Origin of the sequence: Mesorhizobium sp. WSM1497 (assembly GCF_001672455.2) — a bacterium.
GTDB classification, from domain to species: Bacteria; Pseudomonadota; Alphaproteobacteria; order Rhizobiales; family Rhizobiaceae; genus Mesorhizobium; species Mesorhizobium ciceri.
Window position 1 is genome coordinate 3230302 of sequence record NZ_CP021070.1, and the last position, 17421, is coordinate 3247722.

At 62.8% G+C, this 17421-nt stretch carries 15 protein-coding genes; 11 read left to right on the top strand and 4 right to left on the bottom strand.

Translation table 11 applies throughout. The features are described 5' to 3' along the window. Nucleotides 1–79 precede the first annotated feature (79 nt). From A9K65_RS15645 to A9K65_RS15685, 9 genes are all read left to right on the top strand, one after another. Nucleotides 80–1165, top strand: coding sequence for a histidine kinase dimerization/phosphoacceptor domain -containing protein (locus tag A9K65_RS15645; protein WP_064993950.1), 1086 nt, complete (start codon nt 80–82; stop codon nt 1163–1165). Nucleotides 1166–1391: 226 nt separating this feature from the next. Beyond that, complete coding sequence (locus A9K65_RS15650; protein ID WP_024501675.1) at nt 1392–2522, top strand: ROK family transcriptional regulator; 1131 nt, start codon at nt 1392–1394, stop codon at nt 2520–2522. After that, nucleotides 2519–3322 carry an ABC transporter permease gene (locus A9K65_RS15655; RefSeq protein WP_084015832.1) on the top strand — a complete coding sequence of 268 codons (804 nt, stop codon included), beginning with the start codon at nt 2519–2521 and terminating at the stop codon, nt 3320–3322. Before A9K65_RS15650 ends, A9K65_RS15655 begins: the two co-directional genes overlap by 4 nt. Further along, entirely contained in the window at nt 3322–4080 is a 759-nt protein-coding gene (locus tag A9K65_RS15660; RefSeq protein WP_064994068.1) for an ABC transporter ATP-binding protein, read from the top strand. The genes A9K65_RS15655 and A9K65_RS15660 overlap by 1 nt, the downstream gene beginning before the upstream one ends. Before the next feature lie 18 nt (nt 4081–4098). Then, on the top strand, nt 4099–5076 hold the full coding sequence (locus tag A9K65_RS15665; RefSeq protein ID WP_064993949.1) for an aliphatic sulfonate ABC transporter substrate-binding protein: 978 nt from the start codon (nt 4099–4101) through the stop codon (nt 5074–5076). Nucleotides 5077–5167: 91 nt separating this feature from the next. Further along, nucleotides 5168–6664, top strand: coding sequence for a sulfatase (locus A9K65_RS15670; protein WP_064993948.1), 1497 nt, complete (start codon nt 5168–5170; stop codon nt 6662–6664). Nucleotides 6665–6790: 126 nt separating this feature from the next. Continuing rightward, nucleotides 6791–7672, top strand: a complete 882-nt coding sequence (locus A9K65_RS15675) for a DMT family transporter (protein ID WP_064993947.1) — start codon at nt 6791–6793, stop codon at nt 7670–7672. A gap of 205 nt (nt 7673–7877) precedes the next feature. Beyond that, nucleotides 7878–8837, top strand: coding sequence for an AraC family transcriptional regulator (locus tag A9K65_RS15680; RefSeq protein WP_064993946.1), 960 nt, complete (start codon nt 7878–7880; stop codon nt 8835–8837). 216 nt (nt 8838–9053) lie between these two features. After that, nucleotides 9054–9764: an outer membrane protein gene (locus tag A9K65_RS15685; protein ID WP_064993945.1), complete on the top strand. Its 711-nt coding sequence runs from the start codon at nt 9054–9056 to the stop codon at nt 9762–9764. Between the two features lie 392 nt (nt 9765–10156). Here A9K65_RS15685 and A9K65_RS15690 read toward each other — a convergent pair whose 3' ends face one another. The 4 genes from A9K65_RS15690 to A9K65_RS15705 are packed head-to-tail and all read right to left on the bottom strand — an operon-like array spanning nt 10157 to nt 15057. Next, on the bottom strand, nt 10157–11080 hold the full coding sequence (locus A9K65_RS15690; RefSeq protein WP_064993944.1) for an ABC transporter permease: 924 nt from the start codon (nt 11078–11080) through the stop codon (nt 10157–10159). A 14-nt stretch (nt 11081–11094) separates the two neighbouring features. After that, nucleotides 11095–12153, bottom strand: a complete 1059-nt coding sequence (locus A9K65_RS15695; RefSeq protein WP_013530695.1) for an ABC transporter permease — start codon at nt 12151–12153, stop codon at nt 11095–11097. Continuing rightward, nucleotides 12146–13696, bottom strand: coding sequence for an ABC transporter ATP-binding protein (locus tag A9K65_RS15700; protein ID WP_084015828.1), 1551 nt, complete (start codon nt 13694–13696; stop codon nt 12146–12148). The genes A9K65_RS15695 and A9K65_RS15700 overlap by 8 nt, the downstream gene beginning before the upstream one ends. Then, the gene (locus tag A9K65_RS15705) at nt 13696–15057 is read right to left on the bottom strand and encodes a BMP family ABC transporter substrate-binding protein (protein WP_198327610.1); all 1362 of its coding nucleotides are present in this window, start codon (nt 15055–15057) and stop codon (nt 13696–13698) included. Before A9K65_RS15705 ends, A9K65_RS15700 begins: the two co-directional genes overlap by 1 nt. Between A9K65_RS15705 and A9K65_RS15710 the strand changes: the two genes are divergently transcribed. After that, nucleotides 15033–15992, top strand: coding sequence for a LysR family transcriptional regulator (locus A9K65_RS15710; protein ID WP_013530698.1), 960 nt, complete (start codon nt 15033–15035; stop codon nt 15990–15992). The two genes, A9K65_RS15705 and A9K65_RS15710, sit on opposite strands and share 25 nt — an antisense overlap. After that, a complete protein-coding gene (locus A9K65_RS15715) occupies nt 15989–17050 on the top strand; it encodes a 2-oxoglutarate and iron-dependent oxygenase domain-containing protein (RefSeq protein ID WP_064993942.1) in 1062 nt (353 codons plus the stop codon). Before A9K65_RS15710 ends, A9K65_RS15715 begins: the two co-directional genes overlap by 4 nt. Nucleotides 17051–17421: the final 371 nt, after the last annotated feature.

Genomic DNA, 17421 nt, shown 5'->3' on the forward strand with positions numbered 1-17421 from the left:
AATGCGGACTCCATGTTTGGCGATGGCGGGGTGATCGCATCGCTGTTATTGATGGTGCCACACAGCACAGGCGCCGCAGATGACATCCGATACACAGAAGGCCGAAGCGGTCGGGCAGCTGCTCGAAACGCCGGACCTTGCCAGCGCGCTCGAAAGCGAACAGTTCAAGAAGTTCCTCGACCAGGTACCGATCGCCATTGCCGTCTCGGACCTGGGTTCGAAGGAGCGTGTCGTCTATGCCAATCCGGAATTCGAGAAACTGTCCGGCCTCAAGGCGGCGATGCTCGCTCGCCAACACTGGGCGGCGCTTTCCGGCACCGGCCTGCACAAGCAGAAGGACCGGCCGCTGTTCGAGGCCGTGGTCGAGGACACTGATTTCATCGGCACGTTCCGGCTGGAGCGGAAGGAAGGCCAACCGACTATCGTCGACGTCTATTCCAACGTCATCGAGGACGACAACGGCAAGGCCTGCTTCCGGCTGGTGGCGCTGGTCGACGTTTCGACCCATGGCGAAACCGAAGATGCGCGATCGATTGACGAGCGCATCCGTGAGAAGGACACGCTGCTGCGCGAACTCCAGCACCGGGTGAAGAACAATCTGCAGATGATCACCGCGCTGATCCGGATGGAGACGCGCAACGCGGCCGAACCGGACCAGAAGCGTTTCGAGAGGCTGGCGGGGCGCGTCGATGCGCTGGCGATCCTCTACCAGACGCTGTCGGGGGACGATGGCAAGGATGAGGTCGATCTTGGTGTCTATCTCAGCCAGATCGCGTCGGCGGTCATGAACTCGCATGCGGTCGAGGGCATCCGCCTCGACATGAAGGTCGACACCTATCCGGTGTCGATCAATGTCGCCATGCCGACCGGGCTGGTGGTGAACGAACTTTTGACCAATGCGCTCAAGCATGCCTTCCAGGGGCGCGACGGCGGTACGATCACGCTGCACAGCATCGTTGACGGCGATGGCTGCCGCATCGTGGTCGCCGATGACGGCATTGGCCTGCCGGACGGCGAGAGCTGGCCCAAGCGCGGCAAACTCGGCGCGCTGATCGCCCGCTCGCTGACCGAGAATGCCAAGGCGGAGTTCGACGTGACGTCGAGCGCCGGCGAGGGCACGCGGGTGACCATCCTGTTCAAGCGCTCGGCTGCCACCGCAGCTTAGCGCGCGCGGGAGCCAAGCGGCATAGGTGGCCGTCTCCGCTTGGCTGATCTTCGACCTACTCATGCCGGCCTTGCCTTGCTCGCTATCTCCCTTCGCGTCAATGCCCCTACTCCAGCGGCAGGGTAGGGTGAAACCCAGGTGCATCGATGCCATTCGCAAGCCGCGCTTTGCCGTGCTTGACAGGCTTAATTAATTTATTAACATTAGAAAATAATAGGGAGGAAGAATGGGCGCGCACCACGGAGCGATCCTGCGAATCCTGCGCGACGACGGTCCGCAGTCGCGCGCCGAACTGGCGCGGCGCACCTCGCTGTCACCCACCGCCCTGACCCATCTGACGGCCCATCTACTGCGGGAAGGCACCGTGGTCGAGCTCAACCAGGCCACTGCCGGCGATGCACCCGTCGGCCGGCCGGCGATCGGCGTCGCGCTGGTGCCCGACGCCCTGTCCGTGGTTGGCGTGCACATTGGCGCGGGAACGATCGACGCGACCATCACCGACCTCAGGGCCGCCTCGAAAGCCATGGCCTCGCAGCATTTCGACACCGCCACCAGCGAACCCGCCGCGGTGATCGGCATGGTGGTGCGGATCGTCGAGCAATTGATCAAGAAGACCGGCGTCGACCGTTCGCGCCTGATCGGCCTGGGGCTCGGCGTGCCGGGACCGGTGGACACCAAGCGCCGCCGCAACCTGCAGTCGGTCAATTACGACTGGAAGGACGTGCCGTTCGCCGACGAACTCGAAACGGCGCTGCGCATGCCGGTGGTGGTCGAGCACAATGTCAGCGCGATGGCGCTGGCGGAATCGCGCTACGGCATCGGGCGCGACACGACCGCGCTGCTCTACATCTATCTGCGCACCGGCCTCGGCGCCGGCCTGGTGATCAACGGCATGCCGTTCCGTCCCGGCGGCTACGGGGCCGTCGAGCTTGGCCATGTCCAGGTGGTCGAGGATGGCGAGCGTTGCGCCTGCGGCAATGCGGGCTGCCTGGAGACGTTTCTGTCCGAGCGCGCGCTGGCCCGCGCCGCCCATATCGACACGCCTCATCCCAGGCGCCTGCTGGCCGCGGTGGAGAAATATCCCGACGTCTGGAACGCGGCGCTCCGGCATCTCACGACGGCCATAGCGACGGCGACCAATTTGCTCAATCCCGATCTGATCGTCTTTGGCGGTCACCTGGCCGAAGCCCCGGAAAGCTTCATCGATCATATAAGGCGGGGCGTTCCGCCACGCGTCCTGCCGCCGATGCGCGACGTGCTGCGGGTCGAGCGGTCGAGCCTCGGTCCTGGTGCCGGCGCCATCGGTGCTGCTGCGGCGGCGCTCGACCATTTTTTCTATTCGGGGGTGTCGCGATGAGCGAAGCGTCGAAGACGACACGCTCCGGCGGCGGCTCGAACGAGGATCGGGGTATCGACTATCGCGGTCTCGCGCTCAATCTCTGCGGGCTCGTCGCCGGCATCGCCATCTGGTGGGTGCTGACGGCGGGCGGCGCGGTGGGCCTGCCGCCACCGCCACAGGTTGCGTCCAGGTTTATCGATCTGATCGCAAACGGGCAGCTCGCCACCGACATCACGTCGAGCCTTGCTCGGGTGATGACCGGCTTTCTCCTCGGCGTCATCCTGGCGATCCCGGTCGGCTTCGTCATGGGCTGGTACAAGGTCGCGCGCTCGCTTATCGAGCCGTATCTGCAGTTCTTCCGCATGATCCCACCGCTGGCCATCATTCCGCTGGCGATCGTGACGATGGGCATCGACGAGACGCCGAAGGTCTTCGTTATCTTCCTGGCGTCCTTCCTGGCCAGCGTCGTCGCCACCTATCAGGGCGTCATCAGCGTCGACAAGACGATGATCAACGCCGCGCGCGTGCTCGGCGCCAAGGACATGACCATCTTCCTGCGCGTCATCATTCCCGCATCGACGCCGTTCATCCTGGTCGGCGTGCGCATCGGCCTCGGCTCGGCCTGGGCGACGCTGGTGGCCGCCGAACTGATCGCCGCGCAGACCGGCCTCGGTTTCCGCATGCAGCAGGCGCAACTCTACTACGACCTGCCGACCATCTTCGTCAGCCTGATCACCATCGGCCTTCTCGGCCTTGCCATGGATCGCATCCTTTTGGTGATCGAGCGCCGGCTGACCGTCTGGCAGGAGCGCGTGTGATGCCGCCCAAGATCGTCTTCGACAAGGTCACGCGCCGGTTCGACCTCAAGGACAATGCCTTCGTCGCGCTTGACCGGCTGTCGCTCGACATCGCCGACGGCGAATTCGTCACCGTCGTCGGTCCGTCCGGCTGCGGTAAGTCGACCGCGCTCAACATCGCGGCCGGCCTGCTGAAGCCGAGCGAGGGCACCGTGCTGGTCGATGGCAAGGCGGTCGAGGGGCCGGGTCCGGAGCGCGGCATGATCTTCCAGCAGTACGCGCTGTTTCCCTGGCTCACCGTACGCCAGAACGTCGAGTTCGGGCTGCGCATCAAGGGCGAGGAAGCTTCGCGCCGCCGGCAGATCGCCGAGCGTTTCATCGATCTCGTCGGCCTTGGCGACTTCGCCGACGCGCTGCCGAAGACGCTTTCGGGCGGCATGAAGCAGCGTTGCGCGATCGCCCGGGCCTATGCGGTCGATCCCTCGATCCTTTTGATGGACGAGCCCTTCGGGGCGCTCGACGCACTGACCCGCGTGCAGCTCCAGGACCAGTTGCTCGACACCTGGAGCCGGGAGCGGCGCACCGTGATGTTCATCACCCACGATGTCGACGAGGCGGTCTACCTCGCCAACCGCGTCATCGTCATGGCGGCGCGGCCCGGCAGGCTGAAGGAGATCATCGACGTCGGCCTGCCTTACCCAAGAACCGAGGAAATCCGGCTTTCGGCGGAGTTCATGAGCATCCGCAACCGCGTCTGGCAAGCCGTTTACCACCAGTAACAGTGACAGGAGGAGAGTATGGTGACACTGACAAGACGTAACCTCATCGCATCATCGGCGGCACTTGCCGCGTTCGCTGCCTCTGGCATCCGTGCCGGAGCGGCGGGAACGGCGGCACGCATCGGCTACAACGGCGACTTCTGGGGCGCCAGCGTTGCCGGCGTCGCGGCCGACCAGGGCTTCTATGCCAAGCACGGCGTCGATGCCGATATCAAGGTCTTCACCAATGGCCCCATCCAGGTCCAGGCACTTGGCGCCAACAGCCTGGAATTCGGCTATCTCGGACCGGGCGCGCTGTGGCTGCCGGCGAGCGGCAAGGCCAAGATCATCGCCGTCAACGATGTCGGCTTCTCGGACCGGGTGATCGCCCAAGCCGGCATCACGTCCATCGCCGGCCTCAAGGGCAAGAAGGTCGCGATCGCGGCCGGCACCTCGGGCGACATGCTGTTGCGGCTGGCGCTGCGCAAGGCCGGTATGGCGATGACCGACCTCGACATCGTGCAGATGGACCCGAGCACCATCGTGGCGGCCTTCGCCTCCAAGCAGGTCGACGCGGCCGGCATCTGGTATCCGTTCGTCGGCATCATCCAGAAGAGCGTTCCCGATCTGGTAGAGCTGGCCAAGAACGACGACTTCTATCCGCAGACCACATTTCCGAGCGTCTTCATTGCCCGCAACGATTTGGTCGAGGGCAATCCCGATCTCGTCCGCAACGTGGTGCGCGCCATCAAGGACGCGCAGGATTTTCGTGCCGCCAACCAGGACAAGGCGATCGAGATCACCTCCAAGCTGCTCGGCATTCCGGCCGACCAGTTGAAGACGGAGGCCGGCTATGGCCGCTTCATGACCTCGGCCGAACTGATCAAGCTGACCAAGGACGGCACCGTGAACGGCTGGTTCTCGACGATGAACGACCTGTTCAAGACCTTCGGCAAGCTCGAGACCTCGCTCGATCCCAAGAACTATTATCTGGGCGATCAATACATTTCGGCCTGACGGCCATCTTGAAATCGCCCCTTGCAAACCGCAAGCCCCGGCAGCGAACCGGGGCCTGTTTCCTGACAATCACAGCAGCGACGAGCCATCCATGAACGTTCTCTATATCGACATCGACAGCCTCAGGCGCGACCACCTCGGCTGCTACGGCTATCATCGCAACACCTCTCCCGTCATCGACAGCCTTGCCGGCGACGGCATCCGCTTCGAGAACGTCTATGTGTCCGATGTGCCTTGCCATCCGTCGCGCACGGCGCTGTGGAGCGGCCGCCACGGAATGCGGACCGGCGTGGTCGGCCATGGCGGCACCGCCTGCGAGCCGTTCCGCGAAGGCGCCGAGCGAGCCTGGGCCGGCACCTTCTACGAGGAAGGCTGGATGCGGGCGCTGCGCGATCTTGGCTACCACACCACGACCATCAGCAGTTTTGGCGAACGGCATGGCTGCTGGCATTGGTATGCCGGCTTCAACGAGATCATCAATCCCGGCAAGGCCGGCATGGAGAACGCCGACGAGGTTTCGGGCCTGGCGATCGACTGGCTGAAGCGCAACGGCTCGGCAAAAAAGTGGTTCCTGCATGTCAATGTCTGGGACCCGCACACGCCCTATCGCGCGCCGGACGCTTTCGGCGACCCCTTCGCCGACCAGCCGCTTCCCGACTGGATGACCAGGGCGGTATTCGAGAAGAGCCATGCCGGCTACGGCCCGCACAGCCCGCAGGAACCCTCGGGCTTCGACGTCGAGCCGGGCGGATCGAAATACCGGCGCATGCCGTCGCCGATCAGCGACATGGACACCGTCAAGGCCTGGTTCGACGGCTACGACACCGGCGTGCTCTATGCCGATCATCATGTCGGTCTCATCGTCGAGGAATTGAAGCGGCAAGGCCTGTTCGACGACACGATCATCGTCATCGGCGCCGATCATGGCGAAAACCTCGGCGAGCTCAACGTCTGGGGTGATCATCAGACGGCCGACGAATTCACCTGCAACGTGCCGCTGGTCATCCGCTGGCCCGGCGCCGAGGACATGCGCGGCGTCAATGGCGGCCTTCACTATCATTTCGACTGGGCCGCCACGCTGATCGACCGGCTCGGCGGCAACGTTCCGGCGCTTTGGGACGGGCGCTCCTTTGCACCGGCGCTTGCCGCGAAGGAGGAAGGTGGCCGCGATTTCCTGGTGCTGAGCCAGGGGGCGTGGGCGGTACAGCGCGGCGTGCGGTTCCGGCTCGGCGGGGCCGACTGGCTGATGCTGCGCACCTATCATGACGGCTACAAGGATTTCGGCCCGGTCAGCCTGTTCAATCTGAGTGAGGATCCGCATGAGCAGCATGATCTCTCAGGCTCCCGAAGCGATGTGGTCGATCATGCCAGCCGGCTGCTCGAGGACTGGCGCAGCGCCATGGCCATCCGCAGCGACAGCGATGTCGACCCGCTGGTGACGGTGATCCGGGAAGGCGGGCCGTTCCATTGCCTTGGCGAGTTGCCGGCCTATCTCGAAAGACTGCGCCGGACCGGCCGCACCGATGCGGCAGCGGCCCTCGAGCAGCGCCACCCGGCACCGCCGCCACGGCGCAAATCCCTGAACTGACCGGCCGGCGGCACTTGGCCGTGCCCTAGCAGCCAGTTGCCGCTGCCTCACGACAGGCCGGCCGGTTCGCCCTATCTCCATGCCGCCGGTCGGGTTTGGACCCGGCGATATGGAGGATGGGATCACGTGACATCGACGCCGATTGCCCGTCGCGAAGCGGCGCCCTTGCCTGTCGCGGCACTGATGGGCGCCATGGTGTCGATCCAGATCGGCGCCACCTTCGCCAAAGGCCTGTTCCCGCAGATCGGCGCGCAAGGGACGACGACGCTCAGGCTGGTCATCGGTGCGCTGATGCTGATCGCGGTGCTGCGGCCCTGGCAGATGCGGCCCTCGCGTGCCACCATGCCGTGGCTGGTCGCTTATGGGGTGACGCTCGCCGCCCTCAACCTCCTGTTCTACGCAGCGCTGGCCAGGATTCCGCTCGGCATCGCGGTGGCGCTGGAGTTTACCGGCCCGCTTCTGGTGGCGACCTTGACTTCGCGGCGCGCCAGCGACTTTGCCTGGATCGCGCTGGCGGTGGCCGGCATCCTGCTGTTGTCGCCCTTCGTTCGTTCCCTCGCGCCGCTTGATCCGATCGGGGTGATGCTGGCGCTGGCGGCCGGCGGCTTCTGGGCGCTCTACATCGTGCTGGCCCAGAAGGCCGGCGCGGACCTTGGCACCCGCACCACCGCCTACGGCATGGCCATCGCCGCCGTGCTGGTGCTGCCCTTCGGTGTCGCCCAGGCGGGATCCGCGCTGCTGGCGCCGTCGATCCTGGTCAGCGCGCTGCTCGTCGGCCTGTTTTCCAGCGCATTGCCGTTCTTCCTGGAGATGGTGGCGCTGACCCGCATGCCGGCGCGCATCTACGGCACGCTGACCTGCCTGGAGCCTGGGCTGGGTGCACTGGCCGGCTTCCTGTTCCTGCATGAAAGCCTGACCGCGACGCAACTGGCCGGGATCGCTGCCGTTGTTGTCGCCGCCTTCGGCACGGCGCTGACATCACGGCCGCCGGTTCCATCGCCGGAGTAGGGGAACGATTCGTCGGCACTGGGTATTTTCGAGTAATCCGAAATTCAGCCAGCCAGATCCGCGAAATCAGGCCAATCCTTGTCCAGGACGGCACTGAAATTGTCGCCTGGCGCACAAGTATTTCCGGCTCTGGACAGACCGTGATCTGGTCCAATACGGTGCGTGTCGAAGTGAAGACGCGATTGTAGAAAAGGCCGGTCGTCCCTTGCAAAAGAACGTCTTCTCATCGGCGGATCTGCCGCCGCATCTGGATCATCGCGCACGCTTCGCGCTCTGGCAGGACATCCATGTCGCCGAGATATGGTCGGTCGAATACACGATTTCGGAAAGACTGTCGTTCGAAGCCGCGATCGAAGCCACCGCTGTCGGGTCGCTTGTGCTTGGGCAGATGGCCGGGACGATACGTCATGCCAGCCGCAAGGCGGGCAATATCGCCGCCGACGGTCGCGACGGCTATCTGCTGCTGGTCAACAATGGCGATACGGTGCTCAGCGGCACGCAGATTGGCCGCGATTATCACGTCGGCAAAGGCGAGGCCGCCCTGGTCTCGGCTTCGGAAGCGTTGCAGATGACCGGCGGCGACAGCAATGTCTGGGCCAATGTGGTGCTTCCCCGTGCCGTGCTGGAAAATGTCTTCGCTCATATAGAGGATCGGCTGGCGTTGACCGTCGGCGCCGACAATGAGGCGCTCGGCATGCTCAAGCGCTATTGCAGCTTCCTGGAAGCAGGCCCGGCCCTGGTCTCGCCCGACCTCATCGGCCACGCCACCGAAACCATCGTCGACCTGATCGGCCTGGCGACCGGCGCCAAGGGCGAAGCGGCCGAACTGGCGGGCCTGCGCGGCCTGCGCGCGGCAAGGCTGCAGGCCATACTGCAGAAGATGCGGGACAATTTCGCCGATCCCGCCATTTCGGCGCAGGGCGTTGCCGGGCAATTGCGGCTCTCGGTCCGCTATGTCCATGACCTGCTGCAGGAAACCGGGGTGAGCTTTGCCGAGCGCATTCTCGAACTGCGCTTGCAAAGGGCGCATCGGATGCTGTCCGACAGGCGCAACGACCGCATGCGGATCAGCGAGATCGCGCTGCTCAGCGGCTTCTCCGACGTGTCCTATTTTAACCGCTGCTTCCGCCGCCGCTTCGGTTCGACGCCGGGCAGCGCCAGATAGCTTCCGACAGCCACCGAATGCACGGCGCGCCGATCGACTGAGGCTGAAAAGCCACACCGACCGGGAAAGCGCCGTGGTGCTTTCCCCGACAATTCGGGTGCGGCCCAGCCCAAGACGCGGCCAGCGGACAATGCAACACCGGATTTCTCGACAACAGCTGGATCTCCGCTGGCATCCGCGGCGGCGACCACGACAATTTTGGGGCGGCAGACAACAATGAAAATTCTTCTTCTCGCAACGGCCTTCATTCTCGCGCCGCTCGGTGCGGCGTGTGCGGCTGATACCAATGAGGTTTCGCCTGTTGCATCCGGCTACGACTGGTCCGGACTCTATGCCGGCGTCGACATCGGCTACGCGGCCGGAAAATCCAATCTGTTCATCGCCGGCGGCGGACTGGGCGGGGCCACCGATCTCAATGTCTCCACCGATCCGAACGGATTTATCGGCGGTGTCCATATCGGCGCCAATTACCAGATGGAGAACAGCTTCGTGATCGGCGCCGAGGCCGACATCATGTACAGCAATATAGATGGGCTGACGGCCCTCGACGCCGGCGGCGGCGGCGTCACCACGTTGCTCAAGAGCGAACTCAAATGGTCCGGGTCGGCGCGGCTGCGGGCCGGCTATGCTTTCGATCGGACCTTGCCCTACATCACCGCCGGCGTCGCCGCGGCCAAGTATGAACTGATTGCGGTCAGCGCCGGTGGCCCTGCCGCCGAAGTAACGCTCCACAGCGACAGCCATGTCGGCTGGACCGTTGGCGCCGGCATCGAGCACGCCTTCACCGACAGGTGGATCGCTCGAGCTGAGTATCGCTACTCGGACTTCGGCAGCCAGGACCTCTCGGTGGCCGCCGGCCTGCCCACGGAAACCCATGTCGACCTCCAGACACAGGATATCCGGGTCGGGCTCAGCTACAAGTTCTGATCCGCTGAAGCTGCTGATCTCCCCTTGAGGGGGGTGAGGAGTGGTCCGCGCAGCGGACGGAAAGCCAATCGCTTGGCTTTCCGAACGACGAACGCCTGGAGCGAAAGCGAAAGGCCGGGTCCGGCAGGCCAGAGGGGGCGGTCCGGCTGGGCTCGGCCTGCTGTTGCGGATGACGTTGGCGCTTTAGGCGCGGCGACCCCCTCTGTCGTCTCCGTGGCGTTTTGTTCTTGATCTCACGGTTAGTGGCACGCGAATAGGCGTCGAGCGGAGCCGCAGGGTCAGCGCCGGGCGAGGGGGGACGGCACAGACATCGGCGATCCTTGATGCTTGTCCATGAAATCCGCGAAGTCCAGAAGGATGCGGGCGGCGGGCTCATGAACCGGGCAAGTTCCTTATTGTTTGTCTTGTCGTAGATAGACCCTGCCGAGGAAGGCCGGCTCGCCGGAGCGCCGGCCGCCCAATGAGCCTGCCACCAGCACGACAAGCGTCAGCAAGTACGGCAAAGTCATCATGAGATAGACAGGAACGTCGGCGCCTATGGCTTGTAGTCTAGGCACAAGCGCATCCGCGCTTCCGAAAAGAAGCGCACCCCAGAGAGCTCGAGCCGCGTTCCAGCGCGAAAAGATGACGAGCGCAACGGCAATCCAGCCGCGCGACGCGACCATTCCCTCCACCCAGACATGACTTGTGGCGACTGAGAGATAGGCTCCGGCGAGACCACAAAACAGCCCGGACGCCAGGACAGCCCCGAACTGAACGAGTTGCACGTCGATACCCGCGACATCCGCGGCGGCCGGGTTTTCCCCGACGGACCTCAACCTGAGGCCATGTCGGCTTTTGGAAAGCCACCACCAGAGCGCGCCGACCAGGGTCGGCAGCGCCAGCGTAACCGGGTCCTGCACCGCGAAAATGCGGCCGAATGCCGAACCGCGGTCTATCCCGAAGAGGTCGCCAAGTGTGGAAATGCCAGAAAAGGTCTTCTGCACGTAGGGTCGCCCCACGACCCCGGTGATGCCCAGTCCGATTGCGACGACGGCTAGGCCGGCGAGCGTATGATTGGCGCGCAAGGCGACTGTCGATATTCCAAACAGCAGAGCGAGAGCCATCGCGGCCGCTGAGCCGGCGGCAAGACCAACCCAAGGATCGGCTCCGGAAAGCACCGTCATCGCGCCGGTCATAGCACTGATCGCCATGAGCCCTTCCGCTCCAAGATTGAGAACGCCGGCTCTTTCGCAGATAATGAGGCCGAGGCTCGCCAGCAGCAACGGTGCCGCATAGCTCGGAATGATGGCAATCCAGCCGATCAGAAAATCCATGCAACTGTCCCTTCCTAGTTCTTGGGCCGTTTGAGCGAATAGGAGCTGAAGAACTGCGCCATCAAAATCGACATCAGTACCGCGCCTTGCATCAGCACGATCATCGCTTCGGAGATCGAGTAGAAAACCTTCAGGACATTCCCGGCGGTGAACACCGCGCCGAGCGCGAAAGAGATCACGACCACCCACAATGGCTTCGCGCGGGCCAGGTAGGCGATCACGATCGCGCTGAAGAGATAGCCGTTGCCGACGGACTGGTTGAGGCGGTGCTCCGTCCCCGCCACGATCATCATGCCGGCAACGCCTGAGAGAGCGCCGGAGAGCAGCACGAGCCCCACGGCTATGCTGAGCACCGGCAGGCCCGTGGCGAGCGCGGCCTTGGCGTTGAAACCTACAGCATCCGCGTAGAAGCCGACCCGGCTGTGTTCCATGACGAACCAGATGGACAATGCGATAACGGCGACCAGGAAGATTCCGGCATGCAACTGCCCCCATCCCAGAACGAGAAACCAGCTCGCCTCGGGAAAGGTGGCGGTCACGGGAAAGCTGTTGGAAGGGTCTCTCCAGACCCCGAACAGAAGATGCTGCACGAGCAGAAACGCGACGCTTCCCAGCAGCAGGGTCGAAATAACCTCGTTAACGCCCCACTTGAGTTTCAGAAAAAGCGGAATCGCAATCCAGGCGGCTCCCGCAAGCGCTGCCAGAACGAACATCGTCGGCAACCTCAGCACTTCAGGCCCGCTGCCGTTCAGCGCCACCCAGGTTGACGCGATCGCGCCGAGCCATAGCTGGCCCTCCACGCCGATGTTCCAAAACCGCACGCGCATGGCAACGCCGGAGGCGAGGCCGACTAGCACCAACGGTAAAGCGGCCGTCGCCGTCTGGGAGAGGCCGTCCGAGGTCAGAAAAGTTGCAATCAGGAACTCATCCACAAGAGCGCTTGCCGGCACGCCCGCATGCACGAGCAGCACCGCCGAAACCGTCAGCCCGACCAACAGTCCGCCAACATAACTGAGACTGGTCAACAAGAAGCCGGGATTTTGCCTGCGAACAAGGAAAGCTGTGTCAAGCATGGCCTGCTAAAAGGCCTCCTATCCATTCAGGCGTGACGTCGCCGGTCTGACGGCAGCCGGCGATCCTTCCTCTGTTCATGACGGCCACCCGATGGGACAGCGACATGACCTCCTGGAGATCCTCGCTGATCAGAAGGCAGGCCGCGCCAGCTTCCACAGCTCCGCGGATCGCCGATCGGACGAACTCGGCCGCTTTCATGTCCAGCCCGCGAGAAGGGGAATGCGCTATGAGAACCTTCAGGCCGTGATCGAGCTCCCGCGCGAGCAACACTTTCTGCGCGTTTCCTCCCGAGAGCAAAGAGGCCGGCCGTTCCGGCGTCGCGCCGCGGATATCGAACGCATCGATGGCCTCGGCGGCCTTCTCGCGCATCGCCCGCCGGCTCAGGAGAAACGGGCCGCCGAAGCTACCGCTGGCGACGGTCGTGAGCGCGAGATTGTCGGCAATGGAAAGCTCCCGGATCAACCCGCTGTCAAAGCGGTCGGAGGGGATGACGCGCAAGCCGGCCTCGCGGCGCTGGTCTGGCTTGGCGGTGGATATGTCCTGGCCATCCAGTACGATCGCGCCGGCGCCGGCACGGTCGAGTCCGAGAAGGCAGGCAACGAGTTCCTCCTGCCCGTTCCCGCCGACGCCGGCGATGCCAAGGATTTCGCCTACATGCAGCTCGAACCCGAGATCGTTCAGGCTTTGCCCGTGAGCGGTCGCCCGTGCGGAAAGCCTTTCCACGCTCAGACACACATCACCCGGCCGAGATAACGGCCTGCCCGCAACCGTCAAGGCATCGCCGACCATCAACCGCGCCACCTCCGCTTCGGTGACGTTCGCAACCCGCGCACCCTCAAGTACGGTCTCGCCGTGCCGCATGATCGTTACCCGGTCGCAGAAAGCGGCAACCTCCCGGAACTTGTGCGTGATCAGAACCACGGCGTGACCTTGCCTCGACAATCGTTGGGCAAAAGAGAGGAGCGTGCGCGCTTCCTCGTCGGTCAGCACCGCCGTCGGTTCGTCCATGACCAGAATTCGGGCGCCCAGAAGCATGACCTTGATGATCTCGGCGCGCTGGCGTTCGGCGATCGAAAGATTCGCTACCAGCTTGTGCGGATCGACGGGCAGGCCGATCTCGCTCGACTTGGCGGAAACGATCGCCGCCGCATCGGTCAGCGTTTTCACAGCAGCCTTGCGGCCGAAGCCGAGGAGAACATTTTCGGCAACCGTAAAACTCTCGACCAGCCGGAAATGCTGATGGACCATGCCGAGACCGGCGGCGGCGGCTTCCAGCGGGCTGCGCAAACTGATCGCTTCGCCGTCGATCGATTGGTCGCCCCCGTCTGCTACATAGACGCCGGCCGCCACGTTCATCAAAGTGGACTTGCCTGCACCGTTCTCACCGACAATGGCATGCACCTCCCCCCATTCGAGACAGAAGGACGCATCGCGGAGCGCGGCTTTGCCGTCAAACGACTTGCCTATGCCGCGCATCAACAGAGCCGCCGGCGTGCCCAGCGGTCGTCGCATGTCGCCCGCTTGCTGAAGCGCCGTCGTCATTACTTCGCCGGCATGGTGCCGATGACACCGTCGACGAAATAGTCCATCGACCAGAGCGCCGCATCGTCGACCTTCCCGCCGACATCGACAACGATGGTGCCGTCTTGCTTTTTCAGAGGGCCCTGGAATGGATCAAGCTTGCCGGCGATGATCTCCTGCTTTGCTGCCTCGACCTTTGCCTTGGTCTCCTCGGAAACCGAGGGGCCAAAAGGAGCAAGATCGACCACGCCGGTTTCAAGGCCTTCGAAAGCGCCGTATTCCTCGGGTTTCCAGTTGCCGTCGATGATCTCCTTGATCGTCGGCACAAGATATTTCTCCCAGCGGAAGATGACGGAGGTTTGGATCGTCCGCGGCGCGGCATGCGACATGTCGAGCTGAAAGCCTATCGAAGGAACGCCTGCCTTTTCGGCGGCGTCGAGCGCCGAAGTCGCGCTCAGATTCGTGGCGAGCACGTCGGCCTTCTGGTCGAGAATGGCCTGGGCGATCTGCCCTTCCTTCACCGGGTCCCACCAGGAGTTGGCGAAGACCGCGACCGTTTCGATCGTAGGATCGACCGAACGGGCCCCGAGTGCAAAACTGTTGATATCCCAGTTCACCACGCCGACCGGAAAGCCGGCGAGGATGCCGATCTTCTTTGTCTTCGTCGCCTGTCCTGCCGCGATGCCTGCAAGGTACCAACCCTGGTAAGTGCGGGCATAGAAGCTTTCCATGTTGGCCCCATTCTCCGTGCCTGAAGCACTGAGAAACGCCACATTCGGATAGGCTTTGGCCGCTTCGGCCATTGGGGCGCTGTAGCCATTGGTGGTGCCGATTATGATGTTGAAGCCGCGCTTGACGTAGAGATCGATCGCCGCGCGCAGCTTCGTGGCCTCTTCCGGTATGTTCTCCGTCACCGAGACGGGCACCTGTAGCTGTTCCTCCAAGGCCTTGCGGCCGGCCTCGAGGGCTTCGTTCCATCCGCCGTCTTGCGCTGAACTTGCGTAGATGAACGCGACCTTGGGCGCCCCTTCCAGAGTAAAGGCATAAGCGCCGGACGTAGCACAGAATACGAAAACCGTGGCCGCCGCCGCGAACAGGCGAACTGAGTCGGACGGCTTCGTGTTGCGCTCTTTCATTTCGTGGTTCCCCTTGTTTTTCTTTGATTTTCTCAGCCGGAAGCACGCCGCGCCCATGCAGCTTCCCTGCACGGTGACGATTGCCGCCGGAGCGTCTTTTTTGATTTGGCAAAAGCGAATTGGCTCTTGTGCAGTGCATAACAGCCGATTACGTTCGTTCATGCAACAAAAATAATCATGCTCATTTTTTGGGCACTTTGTGCAGAAATGTGAACGATCAAATGAACACCGATGCTCTGGCATCATTTGTAAAAATCGCGGAACTGCGGTCATTGTCCGCCGCGGCGAAGTTGTACGGCCTGCCCAAATCCACGCTCAGTCTCCGGCTCAAGCAGCTTGAAGACGATCTGAAGGTCGCTCTGTTCGAGCGCTCCGGCCGTGTCCTGTTGCTCACGGAAGCAGGGCAAACCCTGCTCGGGCACGCGCGGCAGATCCTGCAAAGCTGCGATACGGCGCGGGCCGCCGTGACGGAACTGAGCGACGACGTGACGGGAACCTTGCGGATCGGCGCCACGGGGGAGTTCGGCACGGCCTACTACACGCAGATGCTCATGGCGTTCAGAAAGCTCTACCCCAAGGTGGAAATCGAACTCACCTTCTTTTCGCCGCACGTTCTCTACGCGCCAGAGAGCCTCGATATGCTCGACGCCGTGATTTCATGGGACGAAGGTATCGAAGTCGGCGAAACGCTCTCCACCGCAAAATTCGCACTCTTTGCCAGCAAGAGTTATGTCGAGCGTGCCGGGATGCCACGAAAACCCGCCGATTTGGCGGAACACCAGGGCATTGTCTATCGCACCTCGGCGGGCCTGCAGCACTGGCGGCTACAGAAAGGTACCGCGCAGGAAAGTATCTTGCCGCGCAGCAACCTGATCGCCAACGAATACTGGACTATCAAGTACTTCGCCGTTGCGGGCGAGGGCATTGCCTATCTACCGCACTTCTTCACCACGATCGAGTGTGAACGCGGCCACCTCATTCCGTTGCTCGACACATGGGAGTCCGCGGAAAAGCGGGTCAGCATCCGCATATCGCGCCCGCACGCCCCATCGCGTAAGATGACCGCGTTCATGGATGTTTGCGGCCGCTACTTCTCGCCCGGCTTCGTTTTTACGGGGCCGCGCTACTACGTCGAAACAATCTTCGATGCAAGCCAGCAAGAAAAGGGAACAGAAAAATGAAGGTCCTTGAAACCGGTAATGGCGCGCGTGCAATGAAAGGGGGAGGGCTCGACCCGCAGCGTGTCAGCTTCGACAAGATCCCGATCATCGATCTCGAGCCCATGTTCGCAGGCAACGAGGCGGCCAGGCGAAAGCTCGCCCAGGAACTACGCAAGGCCTGCACGGAAGTCGGCTTCCTCTATATCAAGAACCATCACGTTCCGAAGGATGTCATCGATGCCACGTTTGGGGTGGCGGAGGTGTATTTCGCCGAATCCGACGACGTGAAGATGGAGAATCACGTTTCCAATTCAAAGAATAATCGCGGTTATGCGGCAATATTGGAAGAGAATACGGATCCGACCGCGCGCGGAGACCTGCACGAATCCTATGATATTGCGCTGGATGTGCCAGCCGACGATCCGGACGTGAAGGCCGGCAAAGTACTCTACGGTCCCAACCAGTGGCCAGCGGGCAGGCCGGAATTCCGAACGGCACTGGAAGCCTACCATGCCGAGATGCTGACGCTGAGTGGCCACCTGCTCCATGCCTTTGCTCTGGCTCTTGGGTTGGAGGAGACATATTTCGACCTGCTGGTCGGCAAGCCGCTCGCAACTTTGCGGGTGCTCCACTATCCACCGCAGTTTGGCGAGATCGATGACCGCCAGATCGGCATTGGGGCGCATTCGGACTATGAGTGCTTCACGATCCTGGCCCAGAAAGATGGTATTTCAGCCTTGCAGGTACTGAATGCAACTGGCGAGTGGATTGCGGCCGATCCCGTCCCCGGCTGCTTCGTCGTCAATGTGGGAGATCAGATGGCGCGTTGGACCAATGACCTTTTCGCCTCGACCGTCCACCGCGCGGTGAATCGTTCCGGCAAAGAACGCTATTCGATCCCGTTCTTCTTCGGTCCAAACTATGATGCCGTGATCGAGGTGCTTCCCAGTTGCATTGATGAGGATCATCCTGCGAAGTACCCTCCGATCACGTCGGGCGAATACGTCAACGGCCGCTTCAAGGCGACATTTGCGCACTATGCCGCGCAAAGCGAGGCCGGCGCCGAAACCGCGGCTTAAGCGGATAATCCTGTCATGCGCGGCCGCTCCTGTGGCCGCGCATCGCATACCCGCCGTCCGTTGACCGAGATCAATATGATAGCACCCTCGATGGGTAGCGTCGGGTTAACTGGTTAGCCATGGCGTCACCAGAAGAACCCATTTCGGTTTGACGGTGGATGTGGCTAATTTTTCGGCTTTGAGGGCTTCGTGGAGCGCGGTCTTGCCGATTTGGGCTTTGAGCAGCAACGGAGCAGAAAACCTGCATAAGGAAGTCACGGCTCGTCGTCCGGGTCAGCGGTTTTCGGATCGCGTGGCGGGCCTCGGTTTCGGCTATGGCCGCGGCAAGGCACAGCCAGTCGGCGATGCTGAGGGGGGTAATGTTTTCAGGG

Excerpts from the sequence above, each read along its gene's own strand:
- A9K65_RS15690 (WP_064993944.1), bottom strand. The coding sequence starts at position 11,080 with ATGGATTTTCTGATCGGCTGGATTGCCATCATTCCGAGCTATGCGGCA.
- A9K65_RS15705 (WP_198327610.1), bottom strand. The coding sequence starts at position 15,057 with ATGATGCCAGAGCATCGGTGTTCATTTGATCGTTCACATTTCTGCACA.
- A9K65_RS15695 (WP_013530695.1), bottom strand. The coding sequence starts at position 12,153 with ATGCTTGACACAGCTTTCCTTGTTCGCAGGCAAAATCCCGGCTTCTTG.
- A9K65_RS15655 (WP_084015832.1), top strand. The coding sequence starts at position 2,519 with ATGAGCGAAGCGTCGAAGACGACACGCTCCGGCGGCGGCTCGAACGAG.
- A9K65_RS15660 (WP_064994068.1), top strand. The coding sequence starts at position 3,322 with ATGCCGCCCAAGATCGTCTTCGACAAGGTCACGCGCCGGTTCGACCTC.
- A9K65_RS15685 (WP_064993945.1), top strand. The coding sequence starts at position 9,054 with ATGAAAATTCTTCTTCTCGCAACGGCCTTCATTCTCGCGCCGCTCGGT.
- A9K65_RS15700 (WP_084015828.1), bottom strand. The coding sequence starts at position 13,696 with ATGACGACGGCGCTTCAGCAAGCGGGCGACATGCGACGACCGCTGGGC.
- A9K65_RS15710 (WP_013530698.1), top strand. The coding sequence starts at position 15,033 with ATGAACACCGATGCTCTGGCATCATTTGTAAAAATCGCGGAACTGCGG.
- A9K65_RS15645 (WP_064993950.1), top strand. The coding sequence starts at position 80 with ATGACATCCGATACACAGAAGGCCGAAGCGGTCGGGCAGCTGCTCGAA.
- A9K65_RS15665 (WP_064993949.1), top strand. The coding sequence starts at position 4,099 with ATGGTGACACTGACAAGACGTAACCTCATCGCATCATCGGCGGCACTT.
- A9K65_RS15650 (WP_024501675.1), top strand. The coding sequence starts at position 1,392 with ATGGGCGCGCACCACGGAGCGATCCTGCGAATCCTGCGCGACGACGGT.
- A9K65_RS15715 (WP_064993942.1), top strand. The coding sequence starts at position 15,989 with ATGAAGGTCCTTGAAACCGGTAATGGCGCGCGTGCAATGAAAGGGGGA.
- A9K65_RS15670 (WP_064993948.1), top strand. The coding sequence starts at position 5,168 with ATGAACGTTCTCTATATCGACATCGACAGCCTCAGGCGCGACCACCTC.